Consider the following 16,940-nt stretch of genomic DNA (forward strand, 5'->3'; position numbering starts at 1 on the left):
GCTACACTTCTACCTTGCCGGGCAAGGTGCCTTGCGCGAGGGCGATTAAAAAGGCGTACTCCAAGGCCACGCCCTCGTAGCTTTTAAACCGTCCCGACTTACCGCCATGCCCGGAATCCATGTCGGTACATAACAGCAGCAGATTGTCGTCGGTTTTCAGCTCGCGTAGCTTCGCCACCCATTTTGCGGGTTCCCAGTATTGCACCTGCGAATCATGCAGCCCGGTGGTCACTAACATATGCGGATAAGCCTGGGCTGAGACGCCATCATAGGGGCTATAGCTCTTCATATAGTGATAATAGGTTTCGTCCTGCGGGTTTCCCCACTCCTCAAACTCACCGGTCGTGAGCGGAATAGATTCGTCGAGCATGGTGGTCAGTACGTCAACAAACGGCACCTGCGCCACTACGCCATGGAACAACTCCGGTCGTTGGTTTATCGCCACGCCCATCAGCATGCCGCCGGCGCTGCCGCCCATGCCATAGCATAATTTAGGGTCGCCATATCCCTGCGCCAGCAGCGCATCGCAGACGTCCAGATAATCGTTAAAGGTATTCTTCTTGTTGAGGAATTTGCCGTCTTCATACCACTGCTGACCAAGTTCGCCGCCGCCGCGAATATGGGCTATTGCAAAGACAAAACCGCGATCCAGCAGGCTCAGACGGCTGGCGCTAAAATCGGCGTCCATGCTGGCGCCGTAAGAGCCATAGCCGTACACCAGTAACGGGTTGGCCCCTTTGCGAAAGTGTTCGCGGTGATAGACCAGCGATACCGGCACCTCCACGCCGTCACGCGCTGTCACCCACAAATGTTCGCTGCGATAACAGGCAGCGTCAAAGCCCTGCACTTCCTGTTGTTTGATAACCCGCCGCTCGCCGGTATCCATATCCAGCTCAAATAGCGTATCCGGGGTCGTCATCGATGAATAACCGTAGCGCAGCCTTGACGTTTCCGGTTCCGGATTATAGGCAAGCCACGTGACGTAGGCGGGATCGTCAAAAGCGATGCCAACCACTTCTCGCGTTTTACGGTTGATCTGCCGCAGGCTGGTTAAGCCCCGCTGGCGTTCCTCGACCACCAGCCAGTCGGTAAACAGGGTAAAACCTTCAAGCATCACGTCAGGACGCGCAGGGATCAACGTCTGCCACTGCCCTTCGTCGCGAAGCACGGTGCGGTAGAGGCCAAAGTTCTTACCTTCGCGATTAGAGCGCAGATAAAACGCGTGCTGATAATGGTCGAGGCTATATTCATGATCCTTGCGTCGCGGCAAAAAGCACACCGGTGCCGCATCGGGAAGTTCCGGATTAAGGAGTAACACTTCACTGGTGGTGGCGCTGGCAAGATAAATAACCACAAACTGCTGGGAGGTGGTTTTATGCACGCTGACGTAAAACGTGTCGTCTTTCTCTTCGTAGACCAACACATCGTTATCTGCACTAGTGCCAATGGCATGCCGCCAGACCTGATACGGCAGCAGCGTGGTCGGGTGCTTACGCACATACCACAGAAAACGTGAGTCATTACTCCAGGCGAATCCTGGCGTGACGTTTTCCAGGATCTCAGCCGACCATTCGCCGCGGCTCAGATCCTTAAAACGTAAGCCGTACTGACGGCGGGAAAGATAATCTTCCGCCACCGCCATCAGCTGGTTGTTCGGCGCGACGCCTAATCCGCCGAGAGTATAGAATTCGCTCTTCGCCGCCCGTTGGTTGGCGTCGAGCAAAATCTCCCATTCATCCCACTCTTCTTTGAGCACCGATTGACGTTGGTAAATCGCGTATTCACAGCCTGGTTCATAGACCTGGCGATAGCGGTAGCCATTTTTGCTATAGGGAGCGGAGACCTCCCGCTGCGGAATGCGATCGATGATTTCCTTCAGCACCCGCTCCTGCAGGCTGCTTTGTGAATCCATCACCTTTTTGCCGTAGTCATTTTCCTGATGGAGATACTCCAGCACTTCCGGGCGCGCGCGTTCGTCATCGCGTAGCCAGTAGTAGTTATCGATGCGAGTGTCGCCATGTAGCGTCATGGCGTGGGGGATCCGTTTGGCTTTCGGTAGCATGCGTTATTCTTCTGCGTCTTATTATGGAATCACAAAATCACTCAGGGCGCCAAGCGCCCTGAACGATGTCGTGTCTATAAGGGTGGCAAAAGTGGCCAGCGATGCAAGCGAAACGCTCTCTTTTAAGAATCAAGCGCCTGCTTTTGCGCCTGAACATCGCGTTCTATCTCCTGACGAACGTCCTCAGGCAGCTTGAGCGCATCGCCGAGCGCATCCAGATAGCTGCGCTCCATAAAATGGTCAATATCAATTACCGCGCAGCTGAGGTAGTAGATTTCCAGCGCTTCTTGCCCATCGCGCACGCTTTGCGCCAGCCGCTGCGGGTCGAGCGGCTGGGTTAAAACCCTGTCGATCAACACTCGGCCCTGCACGTCGATGTTCGCCGCGCGCAACTGCTCTTCTATATGCTGACGTTCACGTTCGTCAATATGACCGTCGCTTTTGGCGGCAAAGACTAGCGCGGTAATCAGCCGCTCGCTGCGCGCATCAAGCACAACCGGTTCCTGGGCAACCGCGGTAGATGTCTGCATTGCGATATCCGCCTGCTGGCCGCGCATTTTTTGCTGATACTTATTCCACAGCACGCTGCCTGCCACCGCGCCGCCGCCAACCAGCAGCGCGCCGGTGCCATATTTCGCCAGCAGCTTGCGCGATGACTTGCTGGCGACCAATAAGCCCGCAAGACCGCCCAATGCGCCGGGCAGCAGGTTTTTAGCGGATGACGACTTTTCAGCGGAGAGGGGGTTACCCTGCTGACCCAGCAGGGACTGAAGTTGATTAAGCCAGTTAGCCATAACATTCCTCATAGCGCGAGATGCGATGCCATCAGCCTAAACGACGAGACGTCAGGAAATGTTATGGCTGGCTAAAGATGCGAAAATTTCCGTTGCGCCGGTTATCAGGCGGCCTTTGCTTTGCGCGGCTTTTTCGCGGCGCCTTCTTCGGCGGCACCAGGCTGAGCCTCGTCCTCTGTAGGCGCAGACTCCGGCATTTCTGCCGCCGCCTCAGCATGATCTTCTGCTTCCGGCAATTTCCCTGACTTCAGAATGTGGTGTAAGGCGTCTTTGCGCTCGGCCAGCCACATCGACATATTGTCACGCTGAGCTTCATCTAATTCCAGCGGGCACGCGACCAGCCAGTCATTGAGCACCTCAGCCAAATCGAGCATTTTGTCGTAAGCATCGGCCTCTTTTTTGCTGGCAAAAGACATTTTTTCCTCACCTTCACGGATCACGACGTATTTGATTTCAACCGCCATTGTGCAGCCTCTTTATACTGTATTTATATACAGTATATCAAATTTCGCCGCCGTTCTCAACTTACGCGTATAAAGACATACGCAAACGTTTTCGTTTATAATGCGCGGCATGTTCTGTTTACGCTGAGAGTAGGTTATGACTTTATTAGGTACCGCGCTGCGCCCCGCGGCCACGAAGGTAATGTTGTTAGGTTCCGGCGAGCTCGGAAAAGAAGTCGCCATTGAATGCCAGCGGCTGGGTATTGAAACCATCGCCGTCGACCGCTATCCCGATGCGCCGGCGATGCAGGTGGCCCATCGTTCGCACGTCATCAACATGCTGCACGGCGACGCGCTGCGTGAACTGATCGCCTTAGAAAGGCCAGATTATATCGTGCCGGAGATCGAAGCCATTGCCACCGACACTCTGGTTGAACTTGAACAAGCCGGGCAAAAAGTGGTGCCAACCGCGCGGGCCGCGAAACTCACCATGAATCGCGAAGGCATTCGCCGGCTGGCGGCAGAAGAACTGCAGATCCCCACCTCTGCCTATCGTTTTGCCGACAGTGAAGAAGGGTTCCGCGCCGCCGTCGCCGAAATTGGTCTGCCTTGTATCGTTAAGCCGGTAATGAGTTCCTCGGGTAAAGGCCAAAGCTTTATCCGCTCGGCTGACCAGCTCAGCGCCGCCTGGCAATACGCCCAACAGGGCGGGCGCGCAGGCGCCGGACGCGTCATCGTCGAAGGGGTGGTAAATTTTGATTTTGAAATTACGCTGCTCACCGTCAGCGCCGTCGACGGCGTCCACTTTTGCGCCCCGGTAGGCCATCGTCAGGAAGATGGCGACTACCGTGAATCCTGGCAGCCGCAGCTGATGAGCGATCTCGCGCTGCAACGCGCGCAGGAGATCGCCCGCAAAGTGGTACTGGCGCTGGGTGGATATGGGCTCTTCGGCGTTGAATTGTTCGTTTGCGGCGATGAGGTTATCTTCAGCGAAGTCTCCCCTCGCCCACACGATACCGGCATGGTCACTCTGATCTCGCAGGATCTATCGGAATTCGCCCTGCACGTTCGCGCCTTCCTTGGCCTGCCGATCGGCGCCATCCGCCAGTATGGACCAGCGGCATCGGCGGTGATTTTACCGCAGCTAACCAGTGAGAACGTGACCTTTGGCAATCTGCATGCCGCCGTTGGCGCGGGTCTGCAGTTGCGGCTGTTCGGCAAACCGGAAATCGCCGGCGCGCGTCGCCTGGGCGTTACGCTGGCGGTTGCTGACAACGTCGATGAAGCCATCAGCCGCGCCAAAAACGCTGCCGCCGCGGTTGTCGTGAAGGGATAAAAAAAGCCCGGTCGCTCACGCGGGCCGGGCTTCTGTCATTTAAGGCGCAGAAATTATTTCGCGCCTTCTACCGCTTCGCGGGCCAGTTTGGTGATGCGATCGTAGTCGCCGTTTTCCAGCGCGTCGGCCGGAACCAGCCAGGAGCCGCCGATGCACAGCACGCTGTTAAGCGCCAGATAGTCGCGGTAATTCGCCGGAGAGATGCCGCCGGTCGGGCAAAAACGAATGTGGCCGAATGGACCCGCAATCGCCTGCAGCGCTTTCACGCCGCCGTTCGCTTCCGCCGGGAAGAATTTGAACTCTTTCAGGCCATACTGCATGCCCAGCATCAGCTCGGATACGGTGCTAATACCCGGGATCAGCGGGATAGTACCTTCGCCGGTCGCCGCTTTCAGTAGGGACTCGGTCAGGCCCGGGCTAATAGCGAACTGCGCGCCTGCTTCAGTTACGGCTTTCAGTTGCTCAACGTTCGTCACGGTGCCGGCGCCGACAATCGCCTCCGGCACTTCTTTGGCGATAGCGCGGATAGCTTCCAGCGCGCACTCGGTGCGCAGCGTGACTTCCAGAACGCGTACACCGCCTGCAACCAGCGCTTTCGCCATCGGCACCGCGTGTTCCAGCTTTTTCACCACGATAACCGGTACGACCGGGCCGTTAGTCAGGATTGCTTCTGCAGTTGTTTTCCAGTTTTTCATCAGAGTTTTCTCTCGCCAGATCTACAAATCGAATCGTCTTAAAAAGTGATGCAGGTTGCGCCCTGCTCGGCTCCGGAGAGCTTCTCGCGCAGCGCGCCGAACATCTCGCGGCCGGTACCGACCCGCGAACTGCTCAGGTCAGGAATATGCGGCTGGCGGGCGGCCAGTTCGGCTTCATCGACCAGCAGGGTCAACTCGCCGGTCTGCCCGTTAACGCGAATCATGTCGCCATCTCGCACTTTCGCCAGCAAGCCGCCATCATAGGCTTCAGGAGTAACATGGATGGCTGACGGTACCTTGCCTGATGCGCCGGAAAGTCGACCATCGGTGACCAGCGCAATTTTGAAACGGCGGTCCAATAATACACCAAGTGGCGGCATAAGTTTATGTAATTCTGGCATGCCGTTCGCTTTCGGCCCCTGATGGCGTACAACGACTACGCAATCTTTATCCAGCAGTCCCGCTTCAAACGCCGGCAGTACGTCGTGCTGGCTCTCAAAGACGACCGCTGGCGCTTCGATAATCTGGTTCTCAACCGGCACCGCGGAGGTCTTCATTACCGCACGACCGAGGTTACCGCTCAGCACTTTGGTACCGCCATGGCGGGAGAACGGTTTCTCGAAGGTAGCAATGACCTGATCGTCAAGCGGCGCGGTCGCCCCTTCACGCCAGTCCAGTTCGCCGTTATTCAGCCAGGGTTCCATGGTGTAACGGGACAGGCCGAAGCCGGCAACCGTGTTGACATCTTCATGCAGCAATCCGCCTTTTAGCAGCTCGCGCACCAGTACCGGCACGCCGCCTGCCGCCTGGAAGTGGTTAATGTCCGCCGGACCGTTTGGATACAGACGCGCCAGCAGTGGCACCACATCAGAAAGATCGGAGAAATCATCCCAGTTAATGATAATGCCCGCCGCGCGCGCCATCGCTACCAGGTGCATCGTATGGTTGGTGGAGCCGCCGGTCGCCAGCAGCGCAACGATACCGTTGACCACCACTTTTTCGTCAATCATTTTACCCAGCGGCATCCACTCATTGCCGTTGCCGGTCATGCGCGTCACCTGACGCGCGGCGGCGCTGGTCAGCGCTTCACGCAGCGGAGCGTCCGGGTGAACAAACGAGGAACCCGGCAACTGCATACCCATAAACTCAACCACCATCTGGTTGGTGTTGGCGGTACCGTAGAAAGTACAGGTGCCCGGCGCATGATAAGAGGCGGCTTCGGATTCAAGCAGCGCCATACGGTCAACCTTACCTTCGGCATACAGCTGACGAATACGCACTTTCTCTTTATTCGGCAGACCGCTGGCCATCGGGCCGGAGGGAATAAATACCGACGGCAGATGACCGAAGGAGAGCGCCGCCATGGTCAGACCGGGAACAATTTTATCGCATACGCCAAGATACAATGCGCCGTCGAACATGTTATGCGACAGGCCGATGGCGGCGGACATGGCAATCACTTCGCGGCTCAGCAGCGACAGCTCCATGCCATCCTGACCCTGCGTCACGCCGTCACACATTGCCGGTACGCCGCCGGCCACTTGCCCTACCGCATTGGCGGAGTGCAAGGCTTTGCGAATGATATCCGGATAATGTTCATAAGGCTGGTGGGCGGACAACATATCGTTGTAGGAGGTGATAATGGCGATGTTGTTGCGCAACATGCTCTTCAGCGACGCTTTATCTTCTGACTGACAGGCGGCAAAACCGTGCGCCAGGTTACCGCAGGCCAACTGCGAGCGATGGACGGTATCGCTTTTGGCTTGATTAATCCGTGCGAGGTAGGCTGAGCGGGTTTCGCGCGACCGTTCGATAATGCGATTTGTTACCCGTAACATTGTCGAATTCATAGAGGCTCCTCAAAATTTATCTGTCCGGCCACCGCGCGATGACGTCGAAGAATGGTGTAAATGGCACCACCACTGGGGCTCAGGGGCAAAATGTCTACAGGCAGTGTAATAAAAAAAGCCCCGGGGGTGAATCCTCCCGGGGCTTAAAAGATTAAAAATTATGCGCCAGACTGCGCCAGATCATGTTACCGGTAAAATAACTCTCCCGGATTAACGATACTCTTACTCGAACTCGTTCCAGGAACGGCCATCGCGGGTGATCATCGCCACCGACGCCACCGGGCCCCAGGTACCTGCCTGATAAGGCTTCGGCGCGTCGCCGTCAGCCGCCCATGCGCCGGTAATGGAGTCAACCCACTTCCACGCTTCTTCCACTTCATCGCGACGCACGAACAGCGCCTGGATACCGCGCATGGTTTCCAACAGCAGGCGTTCGTAGGCATCCGCCAGGTGAGTTTGATTGAAGGTCTCGGAGTAGCTCAGATCCAGTTTGGTGATCTGCAGATTATGCTTGTGATCGAGGCCTGGAACTTTGTTAAGCACCTGAATATCAACACCTTCATCCGGCTGCAGACGAATGGTTAGTTTGTTCTGCGGCAGCTCCTGCCAGGTCTCTTTGAACAGGTTCAGTTCCGGAGTTTTGAAGTAAACCACCACTTCGGAACATTTGGTCGGCAGACGTTTACCGGTACGCAGGTAGAACGGCACCCCAGCCCAGCGCCAGTTATCGATATCCACGCGGATGGCCACAAAGGTCTCCGTATTACTGGATTTGTTAGCGCCCTCTTCTTCCAGATAGCCCGGTACTTTTTTGCCTTGCGCAAACCCGGCGGTGTATTGACCACGGACGGTTTTCTCACGCACGTTCGAGCGATCGATTCGGCGTAGCGATTTCAGCACTTTTACTTTTTCATCGCGGATGCTGTCGGCAGTTAGATCCGACGGCGGCGACATGGCGATCATGCACAGGATCTGCAGCAGATGGTTCTGGATCATGTCGCGCATCTGCCCGGCTTGATCGAAATAACCCCAGCGGCCTTCAATACCCACTTCTTCCGCCACGGTGATTTCAACGTGGTCAATGGTGCGGCAGTCCCAGTTATTAACAAACAAGGAGTTAGCAAAGCGCAGTGCCAGCAGGTTCAGTACCGTCTCTTTACCCAAATAATGGTCGATACGGTAAACCTGGCACTCTTCGAAATACTCGCCCACCTGGTCATTAATTTCCCGGGAGGTTTCCAGCGAGGTACCGAGCGGTTTTTCCATCACCACCCGCGCGGGTTTGGCATTCAGCTTTGCTTCGCCCAGGCCTTTGCAGATGGCGCCGAAAGTGCTTGGCGGCATCGCAAAGTAGTTAATGGTGACCCGGTTTTCCTGATCCAGCATTTCGCCCAGACGGGTGAAGCCGCTGGTATCGTTGACATCAAGATTACAGAAGTCCAGACGACCGCTCAGGGTATCCCATAAACCTTCGTCGATTTTCTCTTTCATGAAGGTTTCTAACGCTTCACGCACTACTTTGGTATAAGCGTCTTTATCCCAATCGGCGCGACCAACGCCGATGATGCGGGTTTCAGGATTAATCTGGCCAGCCTTTTCAAGCTGATACAGGGAAGGCAACAGTTTACGGCGCGCGAGGTCACCTTTCGCGCCGAAAATGACCAGATCGCATGCCTGGGCCGTTTGCGTTACCGCCATGTCATTCTCCTCAGTTGATAGTCTGGTGCTTATGCCAGGCTAAATTTGTAATTTTCTTACGCTGCACTGTACTGTGTTTACGAATTTCCTGAAACCCTTAGCGGTGCTTTCCCGACGTTACCGCACATAGAGGAAAAGCGTTCGCCGACAAATTGGGCATCAGGCTAAGAATGTTCGTTGTTTCGTCTGGTTTTCAGTTAGTAAAATACGACTCTGATCATGTAATGAAAAAAAACGACATTTTTTCTCGTCATTCCTCACCGCTTCTGATTGCGGAGGGGTATATTCTTGCTAAAACGCCTGATGATTTCACCCATTAATGAAATCGTTTCCATTGATGAGCGCCTGTTAACAATGAACATGCTGGAAAAAATCCAGTCCCGACTGGAAAACCTTAGCAAATCTGAACGCAAAGTGGCGGAAGTCATTCTTGCCACCCCGGCGCAGGCCATTCACTCAAGCATAGCGGCCCTGGCGCTGGAAGCCGGCGTCAGCGAGCCGACCGTAAACCGATTTTGTCGCAGTCTTGAAACCCGGGGTTTCCCCGATTTTAAACTGCATCTGGCACAAAGTCTGGCACACGGTACCCTCTATGTTAACCGTAATGTCGATGAAGACGACAGCGTCGAATCCTATACGGCGAAAATTTTCGAATCGGCGATGGCCAGCCTCGATCAGGTACATCATGCGCTGGATATGTCGGCGGTCAACCGGGCAGTCGATCTGCTTACCCAGGCGAAGAAAATCTCCTTCTTCGGTCTGGGGTCCTCAGCCGCCGTCGCGCATGACGCAATGAATAAATTTTTCCGTTTTAACGTCCCGGTCATCTACTCCGACGATATTGTCCTGCAGCGCATGAGCTGTATGAATTGTAACGATGATGACGTGGTGGTCATCATTTCACACACCGGGCGCACCAAAAGCCTGGTTGAACTGGCGCAACTGGCGCGTGAAAACGATGCCATGGTCATTGCCATTACTTCAGCCGGCACCCCGCTGGCGCGGGAGTCGACGCTGGCCATTACTCTGGACGTCCCGGAAGACACCGATATTTATATGCCGATGGTGTCGCGTCTGGCCCAGCTCACGGTAATTGATGTGCTGGCGACCGGCTTCACCCTGCGCCGCGGAGCAAAATTCAGAGATAACTTGAAGAGGGTCAAGGAAGCGCTCAAGGAATCGCGCTTTGATAAAGAACTACTCATTAGTAGTGATAAACAATAATAGTCATTATAAGTCAGAGACCAATTATGTCCCGGCAGCGTAGCAGTTCCGCCCATTAGCGGATTCGGCGCTACCGAATCCATGTTCACGCAACACCAAAGTTGTTTCAGTCAACGGAGTATTACATGTCCAGAAGGCTTCGCAGAACCAAAATCGTAACGACCTTAGGCCCGGCAACTGACCGCGATAACAACCTCGAAAAGGTTATCGCCGCGGGCGCTAACGTCGTACGCATGAACTTCTCTCACGGTACCCCGGAAGATCACCAGCTCCGCGCAGACAAAGTCCGTGAAATTGCAGCAAAACTGGGCCGTCACGTAGCAATTCTCGGCGACCTGCAGGGGCCGAAAATCCGCGTCTCTACCTTCAAAGAAGGCAAAATTTTCCTCAACATTGGCGACAAATTCCTGCTCGACGCCAACCTCGGCAAAGGCGAAGGCGATAAAGAAAAAGTCGGCATCGACTATAAAGGCCTGCCGGCGGACGTCGTTCCAGGCGATATCCTGCTGCTCGACGATGGTCGCGTGCAGCTGAAGGTCCTGGAAGTACAAGGGATGAAAGTGTTCACCGAAGTTACCGTTGGCGGCCCGTTATCTAACAATAAAGGTATCAACAAACTCGGCGGCGGACTGTCTGCTGAAGCGCTAACCGATAAAGACAAAGCCGATATCATTACCGCCGCAAAAATTGGCGTTGATTACCTGGCGGTCTCCTTCCCGCGCTGCGGCGAAGACCTGAACTACGCTCGCCGTTTGGCCCGCGACGCTGGCTGCGATGCGAAAATCGTCGCTAAAGTCGAGCGTGCGGAAGCGGTCTGCGACCAGGATGCCATGGACGACGTTATTCTCGCCTCCGATGTGGTGATGGTTGCTCGCGGCGATCTCGGTGTGGAAATCGGCGATCCGGAACTGGTGGGTATCCAGAAAGCCCTGATTCGCCGCGCTCGCCAGCTTAACCGCTCGGTCATCACCGCCACGCAGATGATGGAATCGATGATCACCAATCCGATGCCGACCCGCGCGGAAGTTATGGACGTAGCGAACGCCGTGCTGGACGGTACCGATGCCGTAATGCTGTCCGCAGAAACCGCTGCCGGACAGTATCCGTCAGAAACCGTTGCCGCGATGGCGCGCGTGTGTCTGGGCGCGGAGAAGATCCCAAGCCTCAACGTTTCTAAACACCGTCTTGACGTCCAGTTCGACAATGTCGAAGAAGCGATTGCCATGTCAGCGATGTATGCGGCCAACCACCTGAAAGGCATTACCGCGATTATCACCATGACCGAGTCCGGCCGCACTGCACTGATGACTTCGCGTATCAGTTCCGGCCTGCCGATTTTCGCCCTCTCCCGTCACGAGCGTACTCTGAACCTGACGGCGCTCTATCGTGGCGTGACGCCGGTGCATTTCGATAGCCATAACGACGGCGTTGCCGCCGCGCACGACGCGGTTAACCTGCTGCGTGATAAAGGCTATCTGGTCTCCGGCGACCTGGTGGTCGTCACCCAGGGCGACGTGATGAGCACCATCGGCAGCACCAACACCACCCGTATCCTGACCGTTGAGTAATCATCTTCAGAGACAGGAAAGCCTCCTTACGGAGGCTTTTTTATGCTGGTTATCCTGGTAAATGCAGGCATCACAACATGCCGGCGATGGTAGCATACGGAAATGTTTTGTAGGCCCGCGCAAGCGCAGCGCCGCCGGGCAATATCCGCGGATAAGGAGCCGCTTTTGCGCCGGATGGCGGCTGCGCCTTATCCGGCCTACGGTCTGGTAAATGCAGGCGCCGTAGCCCTGCTCAACGCAGCGTACAGCTTACTTCTTCGGAAACAGTTCTTTGCGCTTATAAGGCTCAGTTTCACCCGGCTTACGCGTCTTCAGCAGTTTCAGGATCCAGGTATACTGTTCGGTGTGCGGCCTGACGAAAATCTCAACCTCTTCGTTCATACGGCGCGCAATCGTCGTGTCATCGGCTTCCAGCAGGTCGTCCATTGGCGGGCGCACCAGTACCGTCAGGCGATGCGTTTTACCGTCATACACCGGAAATAGCGGCACTACGCGCGCGCGGCAGACTTTCATCAGACGGCCAATCGCCGGAAGAGTCGCTTTATAAGTCGCGAAGAAATCAACAAATTCGCTGTGCTCGGCGCCGTGATCCTGGTCGGGCAGATAATAGCCCCAGTAGCCCTGGCGCACCGATTGAATAAACGGCTTGATACCATCGTTACGCGCGTGCATCCGCCCGCCAAAACGACGGCGTACGGTGTTCCAGACGTAGTCAAATACCGGATTACCCTGGTTATGGAACATCGCGGCCATTTTTTGCCCGCCTGAAGCCATCAGCATCGCCGGAATATCCACGCCCCAGGCGTGCGGCACTAAAAAGATGACCTTTTCATTATTACGGTGCATCTCGTCAATGATCTCTTTCCCTTGCCAGTCAACGCGGGACATCACGCGCTGCGGATCGCGCATGCCGAGTTCGGCCATCATCACCATTGCCTGCGGAGCAGACATATACATCGCATCGATGATAGCTTCACGCTCTTGTTCGCTTTTTTCCGGGAAGCAGTACAGCAGGTTAATCTGCGCCCGACGGCGGGAGCTTTTTGCCAGACGGCCGACAAAACGCCCGAGTTTTCCGAGAATAGGGTCGCGGAAAGAGGGAGGCGTCAGCGCGATTCCGGCGAAGGCGAAAACGCCCAGCCACGCGCCCCAGTAGCGCGGCAGTAAAAAAGATTTCTCAAATTTGGGGATAAATTCAATGTTATTTTTTTTCGTTTCCATGCCCGGTCCGCAGAAGTTCTGCTTAATCAATAAAGATAATGGCTTAGTTTAGCGATACGTCACTCATCGCACAAAAGAAAAAGCCGGCGCACAACGGGCGCCGGCTTTCAGTGAAGATAATTCAGACTAATCAAAGCGCAGCTGTGGGATAACCTCTTTGGCCTGCGCCAGGTAATCGGTACGGTCGGAACCGGTTAAACCTTCGGTACGCGGCAGTTTCGCCGTCAGCGGGTTAACCGCCTGCTGGTTGATCCAGACTTCATAGTGCAGGTGCGGGCCAGTAGAACGCCCGGTGTTGCCCGACAGCGCGATACGATCACCGCGTTTCACTTTCTGCCCCGGTTTCACCAGCAGCTTACGCAGGTGCATATAGCGGGTGGTATAGGTGCGGCCATGACGCACGGCGACATAGTAACCTGCCGCGCCGCTGCGTTTCGCCACCACCACTTCACCATCACCGACGGAAAGCACCGGCGTGCCCTGCGGCATAGCGAAGTCAACGCCGCGATGCGGCGCGACGCGCCCGGTCACCGGATTCAGGCGACGCGGGTTGAAGTTAGACGACACGCGGAACTGACGCGAGGTCGGGAAGCGCAGGAAGCCTTTCGCCAGACCCGTACCGTTGCGATCGTAGAATTTGCCATCTTCGGCACGGATCGCGTAATAATCTTTGCCATCGGAACGTAAACGCACGCCCAACAGCTGGCTCTGCTCGCGCTTGCCATCAAGCATTTCACGCGACATCAGGACCGAGAATTCATCACCTTTTTTCAGCTTACGGAAGTCCATCTGCCACTGCATCGCTTTGATGACCGCGCTGATTTCCGTACTGGTAAGGCCAGCATCACGGGCGCTGGAGACGAAGCTGGCGCCAACGGTACCTTTCAGGACATTGTTGACCCAATCCCCTTTCTGCAGCTCGCTGCTCATTTTAAAGCCATTGGCGACGCGGTTATAGGTACGCGTCTCGCGGCGCGACATCTCCCACGTCAGGCTTTGCAGGTCGCCATCGGCGGTCAGCGTCCAGGAGAGCTGTTGACCAATTTTAAGGTTGCGCAGTTCTTTATCAGCAGAGGAGAGTTGAGCGATATCGCCCATATCAATACCGTACTGATTAAGAATACTGCTCAGCGTATCGCCGGTGGAAACCACATATTCATGGCCGCCGGAGTCGCTATCGGATTTATCGTCGAGCTCATCCTGCGGGATAGCTTCTTCTTCCTGCGGCGCCTGATCGATGGGTTCAGAGGCTTCCGGCAGCAGAGAGCGGATTTCGCTTTTTTCCAGCTCAATCGTTCTGACGATCGGGGCTGATTCCGGGTGGTAGATGTAGGGCCGCCAGACGGCGACCGCTAAAGTCAGGACGCTCAACGACCCCAGCATAACGCGATGGGGTCGCGGCAAGTTGTTGAATGCCTGAGTGACAGCGCGGGCTATCTGTTGCACGTATTCACTTCCTCGTTAATCTCCTTTCAGGCAGCTTGAATACTGATGCCCCAACTGGCTCAGGAACTGCGGGTAACTGTCTTTACCCAGCTTAATTCCGATTCCAAGTGGATCCAGGGTTCCCATGCGCACGGAGGTCCCCCTGGCAACAGCTTCGATAACCGCTGGCCTGAATTGTGGCTCAGCAAAAACGCAAGTCGCTTTCTGCTCAACCAACTGTGTTCTTATTTCGTGTAAACGCTGCGCACCAGGCTGGATTTCAGGGTTGACGGTAAAATGCCCCAACGAGGTCAAACCGTAATGTTTTTCGTAGTAGCCATAGGCATCATGAAAAACGAAATACCCCTTACCTTTCACCGGCGCCAGCTCGTTACTCACCTGTTTGTCGGTTGCGGCTAATTTTGCCTCAAATTCCTTCAGGTTGGCGTCAAGTTTGGCTCGACTCTGCGGCATAAGTTCCAATAATTTATCGTGGATTGCAACCGCTGAGAGCCGCGCTATCTCTGGGGAGAGCCACAGATGCATATTGTAAATGCCGTGATGGTGATCGCCGTCACTTTTTTCGCCATTAGCATGTTCGTGACCATGTTCGTCATCGTCATCATCCGTCCCTTTCATGAGCAACGGTTTCACCCCATCCAACTGGGCGATGGTGACCTTTTTCTGCTCCGCAATGCTTTGCGTTGACTTGTCCATAAAGGCTTCCATTTCTGGACCAATCCATACGACTAAGTCTGCGTTCTGTAAGCGTTTTACATCCGATGGACGAAGTGAATAATCATGCTCGGAAGCACCATCAGGCAGTAAAACCTGGGTATCCGTCACGCCATCGGCGATGGCGGAAGCGATAAAGCCAAGGGGTTTCATGGAAGCGACGACGGCTGCATGAGCAACCGGGGCATGAGCGAACAAAAAAGCGGCGCTAAGTCCAGCGCAAAGAAGCGTATTTTTATGTAACATAATGCGACTAATCATCGTAATGAGCGAAAGTGATGTGATATTATAACATTCAATCGCTAGTGCAACCCCTAATTTGACATGACGAATCTTGTAACGCTGGAAAAAGTCGCGGTCGTCTACGGCCAGCGGCGCGTGTTGTCTGACATTTCGCTAACGCTAAAACCAGGCAAAATTTTAACGCTTCTTGGCCCAAACGGCGCCGGGAAATCGACGCTGGTGCGCGTGGTGCTCGGCCTGGTGACGCCGACCGAAGGTGCTATCCAGCGCGAGAAAAATCTGCGTATCGGCTATGTGCCGCAAAAACTGCATCTTGATGCGACCATGCCGCTGACGGTCAGCCGCTTTATGCGCCTGCGTCCCGGTACCCGCAAGCAGGATATTATGCCGGCGCTGCAGCGCGTGCAGGCCGGGCATCTAATCGATGCGCCAATGCAAAAGCTCTCCGGTGGCGAAACCCAGCGCGTTTTGCTGGCGCGCGCCCTGCTGAATCAACCACAACTTCTGGTGCTGGATGAACCGACCCAGGGCGTCGACGTCAATGGTCAGGTGGCATTGTATGATTTAATTAATCAACTGCGTCAGGAGCTGAACTGCGCGGTCTTAATGGTTTCCCACGATCTGCACCTGGTGATGGCCAAAACCGATGAAGTGCTGTGCCTGAATCAGCATATTTGCTGCTCCGGAACTCCGGAAGTGGTCTCGATGCATCCGGAATTTATCTCCATGTTCGGCCCGCGCGGCGCGGAACAGCTGGGCATTTATCGTCACCAACATAATCACCGCCACGACCTGCAGGGGCGGATTGTACTGCGTCGGGGAAATGGCCGCTGATGATTGAATTACTGTTACCCGGCTGGTTAGCCGGCATGATGCTCGCCTGCGCGGCAGGCCCCCTGGGTTCGTTCGTGGTCTGGCGGAGAATGTCCTACTTTGGCGATACGCTGGCGCATGCTTCGCTGCTTGGGGTGGCGTTTGGTCTGTTGCTCAACGTTAATCCGTTTTATGCGGTTATCGTGGTCACGCTGCTGCTGGCAGGCGGGCTGGTATGGCTGGAAAAACGCCCTCACCTGGCGGTCGATACCCTGCTGGGTATTATGGCCCACAGCGCGCTGTCGCTCGGCCTGGTGGTGGTGAGCCTGATGTCGAACGTGCGCGTCGACCTGATGGCCTATCTGTTTGGCGATCTGTTAGCCGTCACCCCGCAGGATTTAATCTCCATTGCGTTAGGCGTGGTGGTAGTGGTCGCGATATTGCTCTGGCAGTGGCGCAACCTGCTGGCGATGACCATCAGCCCTGATTTAGCGTTTGTTGATGGGGTGAAGTTGCAGCGGGTTAAGCTGCTGCTGATGCTGGTGACGGCATTGACTATCGGCGTGGCAATGAAGTTCGTCGGCGCGCTGATCATCACTTCGTTGTTGATAATCCCGGCCGCTACCGCCCGCCGTTTTGCCCGCACGCCGGAACAGATGGCCGCGGTAGCCGTTGGTGTAGGTATGCTGGCGGTGACCGGCGGTTTAACCTTCTCGGCGTTCTACGATACCCCTGCAGGCCCTTCGGTTGTGCTCTGCGCAGCGGCGCTGTTTGTTCTGAGTATGACGAAGAAAGCGGCGAGTTGATTGAGAGGCTACCCGGTAGCGGAAAGC

13 protein-coding genes and 1 pseudogene are annotated in these 16,940 nt (G+C 55.4%); 5 read left to right on the top strand and 9 right to left on the bottom strand.

Annotated elements, in window-relative coordinates; all coding sequences use genetic code 11:
* Window position 1: 1 nt before the first annotated feature.
* The 3 genes from ptrB to AC22LX_RS06515 all read right to left on the bottom strand — a co-directional run bounded on the left by ptrB (window position 2) and on the right by AC22LX_RS06515 (window position 3,320).
* Entirely contained in the window at window positions 2–2,062 is a 2,061-nt protein-coding gene (ptrB, locus tag AC22LX_RS06505; RefSeq protein ID WP_213292435.1) for an oligopeptidase B, read from the bottom strand.
* 122 nt (window positions 2,063–2,184) lie between these two features.
* Window positions 2,185–2,856 carry a tellurite resistance TerB family protein gene (locus AC22LX_RS06510; RefSeq protein WP_045390329.1) on the bottom strand — a complete coding sequence of 224 codons (672 nt, stop codon included), beginning with the start codon at window positions 2,854–2,856 and terminating at the stop codon, window positions 2,185–2,187.
* A gap of 104 nt (window positions 2,857–2,960) precedes the next feature.
* Window positions 2,961–3,320, bottom strand: coding sequence for a YebG family protein (locus AC22LX_RS06515; protein ID WP_045390327.1), 360 nt, complete (start codon window positions 3,318–3,320; stop codon window positions 2,961–2,963).
* A gap of 136 nt (window positions 3,321–3,456) precedes the next feature.
* Between AC22LX_RS06515 and purT the strand changes: the two genes are divergently transcribed.
* The gene (gene purT, locus AC22LX_RS06520) at window positions 3,457–4,635 is read left to right on the top strand and encodes a formate-dependent phosphoribosylglycinamide formyltransferase (protein ID WP_213292434.1); all 1,179 of its coding nucleotides are present in this window, start codon (window positions 3,457–3,459) and stop codon (window positions 4,633–4,635) included.
* Window positions 4,636–4,688: 53 nt separating this feature from the next.
* Here the strand turns inward: purT and AC22LX_RS06525 are convergent, their stop codons facing one another.
* The 3 genes from AC22LX_RS06525 to zwf form a co-directional block, all read right to left on the bottom strand.
* Window positions 4,689–5,330: a bifunctional 4-hydroxy-2-oxoglutarate aldolase/2-dehydro-3-deoxy-phosphogluconate aldolase gene (locus AC22LX_RS06525; RefSeq protein ID WP_015366001.1), complete on the bottom strand. Its 642-nt coding sequence runs from the start codon at window positions 5,328–5,330 to the stop codon at window positions 4,689–4,691.
* Window positions 5,331–5,368: 38 nt separating this feature from the next.
* A complete protein-coding gene (edd, locus tag AC22LX_RS06530) occupies window positions 5,369–7,180 on the bottom strand; it encodes a phosphogluconate dehydratase (RefSeq protein WP_047066814.1) in 1,812 nt (603 codons plus the stop codon).
* Between the two features lie 222 nt (window positions 7,181–7,402).
* Window positions 7,403–8,878: a glucose-6-phosphate dehydrogenase gene (gene zwf / locus AC22LX_RS06535; protein WP_045390321.1), complete on the bottom strand. Its 1,476-nt coding sequence runs from the start codon at window positions 8,876–8,878 to the stop codon at window positions 7,403–7,405.
* Between the two features lie 319 nt (window positions 8,879–9,197).
* On the opposite strand from zwf, the pseudogene AC22LX_RS06540 reads away from it, so the two are divergent.
* Window positions 9,198–10,102: pseudogene (locus AC22LX_RS06540) on the top strand (MurR/RpiR family transcriptional regulator).
* 125 nt (window positions 10,103–10,227) lie between these two features.
* Window positions 10,228–11,670 carry a pyruvate kinase gene (pyk, locus tag AC22LX_RS06545; protein WP_045390319.1) on the top strand — a complete coding sequence of 481 codons (1,443 nt, stop codon included), beginning with the start codon at window positions 10,228–10,230 and terminating at the stop codon, window positions 11,668–11,670.
* Between the two features lie 249 nt (window positions 11,671–11,919).
* On the opposite strand, the gene lpxM is transcribed toward pyk, so the two are convergent.
* The 3 genes from lpxM to znuA form a co-directional block, all read right to left on the bottom strand.
* On the bottom strand, window positions 11,920–12,891 hold the full coding sequence (gene lpxM / locus AC22LX_RS06550) for a lauroyl-Kdo(2)-lipid IV(A) myristoyltransferase (RefSeq protein WP_045390317.1): 972 nt from the start codon (window positions 12,889–12,891) through the stop codon (window positions 11,920–11,922).
* Between the two features lie 126 nt (window positions 12,892–13,017).
* Window positions 13,018–14,337 (bottom strand): murein DD-endopeptidase MepM, encoded by a 1,320-nt coding sequence (gene mepM, locus AC22LX_RS06555; RefSeq protein ID WP_045376156.1) that lies wholly within the window; start codon window positions 14,335–14,337, stop codon window positions 13,018–13,020.
* Window positions 14,338–14,352: 15 nt separating this feature from the next.
* Window positions 14,353–15,297 (bottom strand): zinc ABC transporter substrate-binding protein ZnuA, encoded by a 945-nt coding sequence (gene znuA, locus AC22LX_RS06560; RefSeq protein ID WP_045390494.1) that lies wholly within the window; start codon window positions 15,295–15,297, stop codon window positions 14,353–14,355.
* 78 nt (window positions 15,298–15,375) lie between these two features.
* Between znuA and znuC the strand changes: the two genes are divergently transcribed.
* Together znuC and znuB are read left to right on the top strand one after the other, a co-directional pair.
* On the top strand, window positions 15,376–16,128 hold the full coding sequence (gene znuC / locus AC22LX_RS06565) for a zinc ABC transporter ATP-binding protein ZnuC (protein WP_015705955.1): 753 nt from the start codon (window positions 15,376–15,378) through the stop codon (window positions 16,126–16,128).
* Entirely contained in the window at window positions 16,128–16,913 is a 786-nt protein-coding gene (gene znuB / locus AC22LX_RS06570) for a zinc ABC transporter permease subunit ZnuB (RefSeq protein ID WP_045390315.1), read from the top strand. Before znuC ends, znuB begins: the two co-directional genes overlap by 1 nt.
* Window positions 16,914–16,940: the final 27 nt, after the last annotated feature.

Source organism: Klebsiella sp. PK01, from assembly GCF_057624675.1.

Bases quoted from the DNA above. Each gene is read 5' to 3' on its own strand.
- ptrB (WP_213292435.1), bottom strand. From the start codon at position 2,062: ATGCTACCGAAAGCCAAACGGATCCCCCACGCCATGACGCTACATGGC.
- AC22LX_RS06510 (WP_045390329.1), bottom strand. From the start codon at position 2,856: ATGGCTAACTGGCTTAATCAACTTCAGTCCCTGCTGGGTCAGCAGGGT.
- AC22LX_RS06515 (WP_045390327.1), bottom strand. From the start codon at position 3,320: ATGGCGGTTGAAATCAAATACGTCGTGATCCGTGAAGGTGAGGAAAAA.
- purT (WP_213292434.1), top strand. From the start codon at position 3,457: ATGACTTTATTAGGTACCGCGCTGCGCCCCGCGGCCACGAAGGTAATG.
- AC22LX_RS06525 (WP_015366001.1), bottom strand. From the start codon at position 5,330: ATGAAAAACTGGAAAACAACTGCAGAAGCAATCCTGACTAACGGCCCG.
- edd (WP_047066814.1), bottom strand. From the start codon at position 7,180: ATGAATTCGACAATGTTACGGGTAACAAATCGCATTATCGAACGGTCG.
- zwf (WP_045390321.1), bottom strand. From the start codon at position 8,878: ATGGCGGTAACGCAAACGGCCCAGGCATGCGATCTGGTCATTTTCGGC.
- pyk (WP_045390319.1), top strand. From the start codon at position 10,228: ATGTCCAGAAGGCTTCGCAGAACCAAAATCGTAACGACCTTAGGCCCG.
- lpxM (WP_045390317.1), bottom strand. From the start codon at position 12,891: ATGGAAACGAAAAAAAATAACATTGAATTTATCCCCAAATTTGAGAAA.
- znuA (WP_045390494.1), bottom strand. From the start codon at position 15,297: ATGTTACATAAAAATACGCTTCTTTGCGCTGGACTTAGCGCCGCTTTT.
- znuC (WP_015705955.1), top strand. From the start codon at position 15,376: ATGACGAATCTTGTAACGCTGGAAAAAGTCGCGGTCGTCTACGGCCAG.
- znuB (WP_045390315.1), top strand. From the start codon at position 16,128: ATGATTGAATTACTGTTACCCGGCTGGTTAGCCGGCATGATGCTCGCC.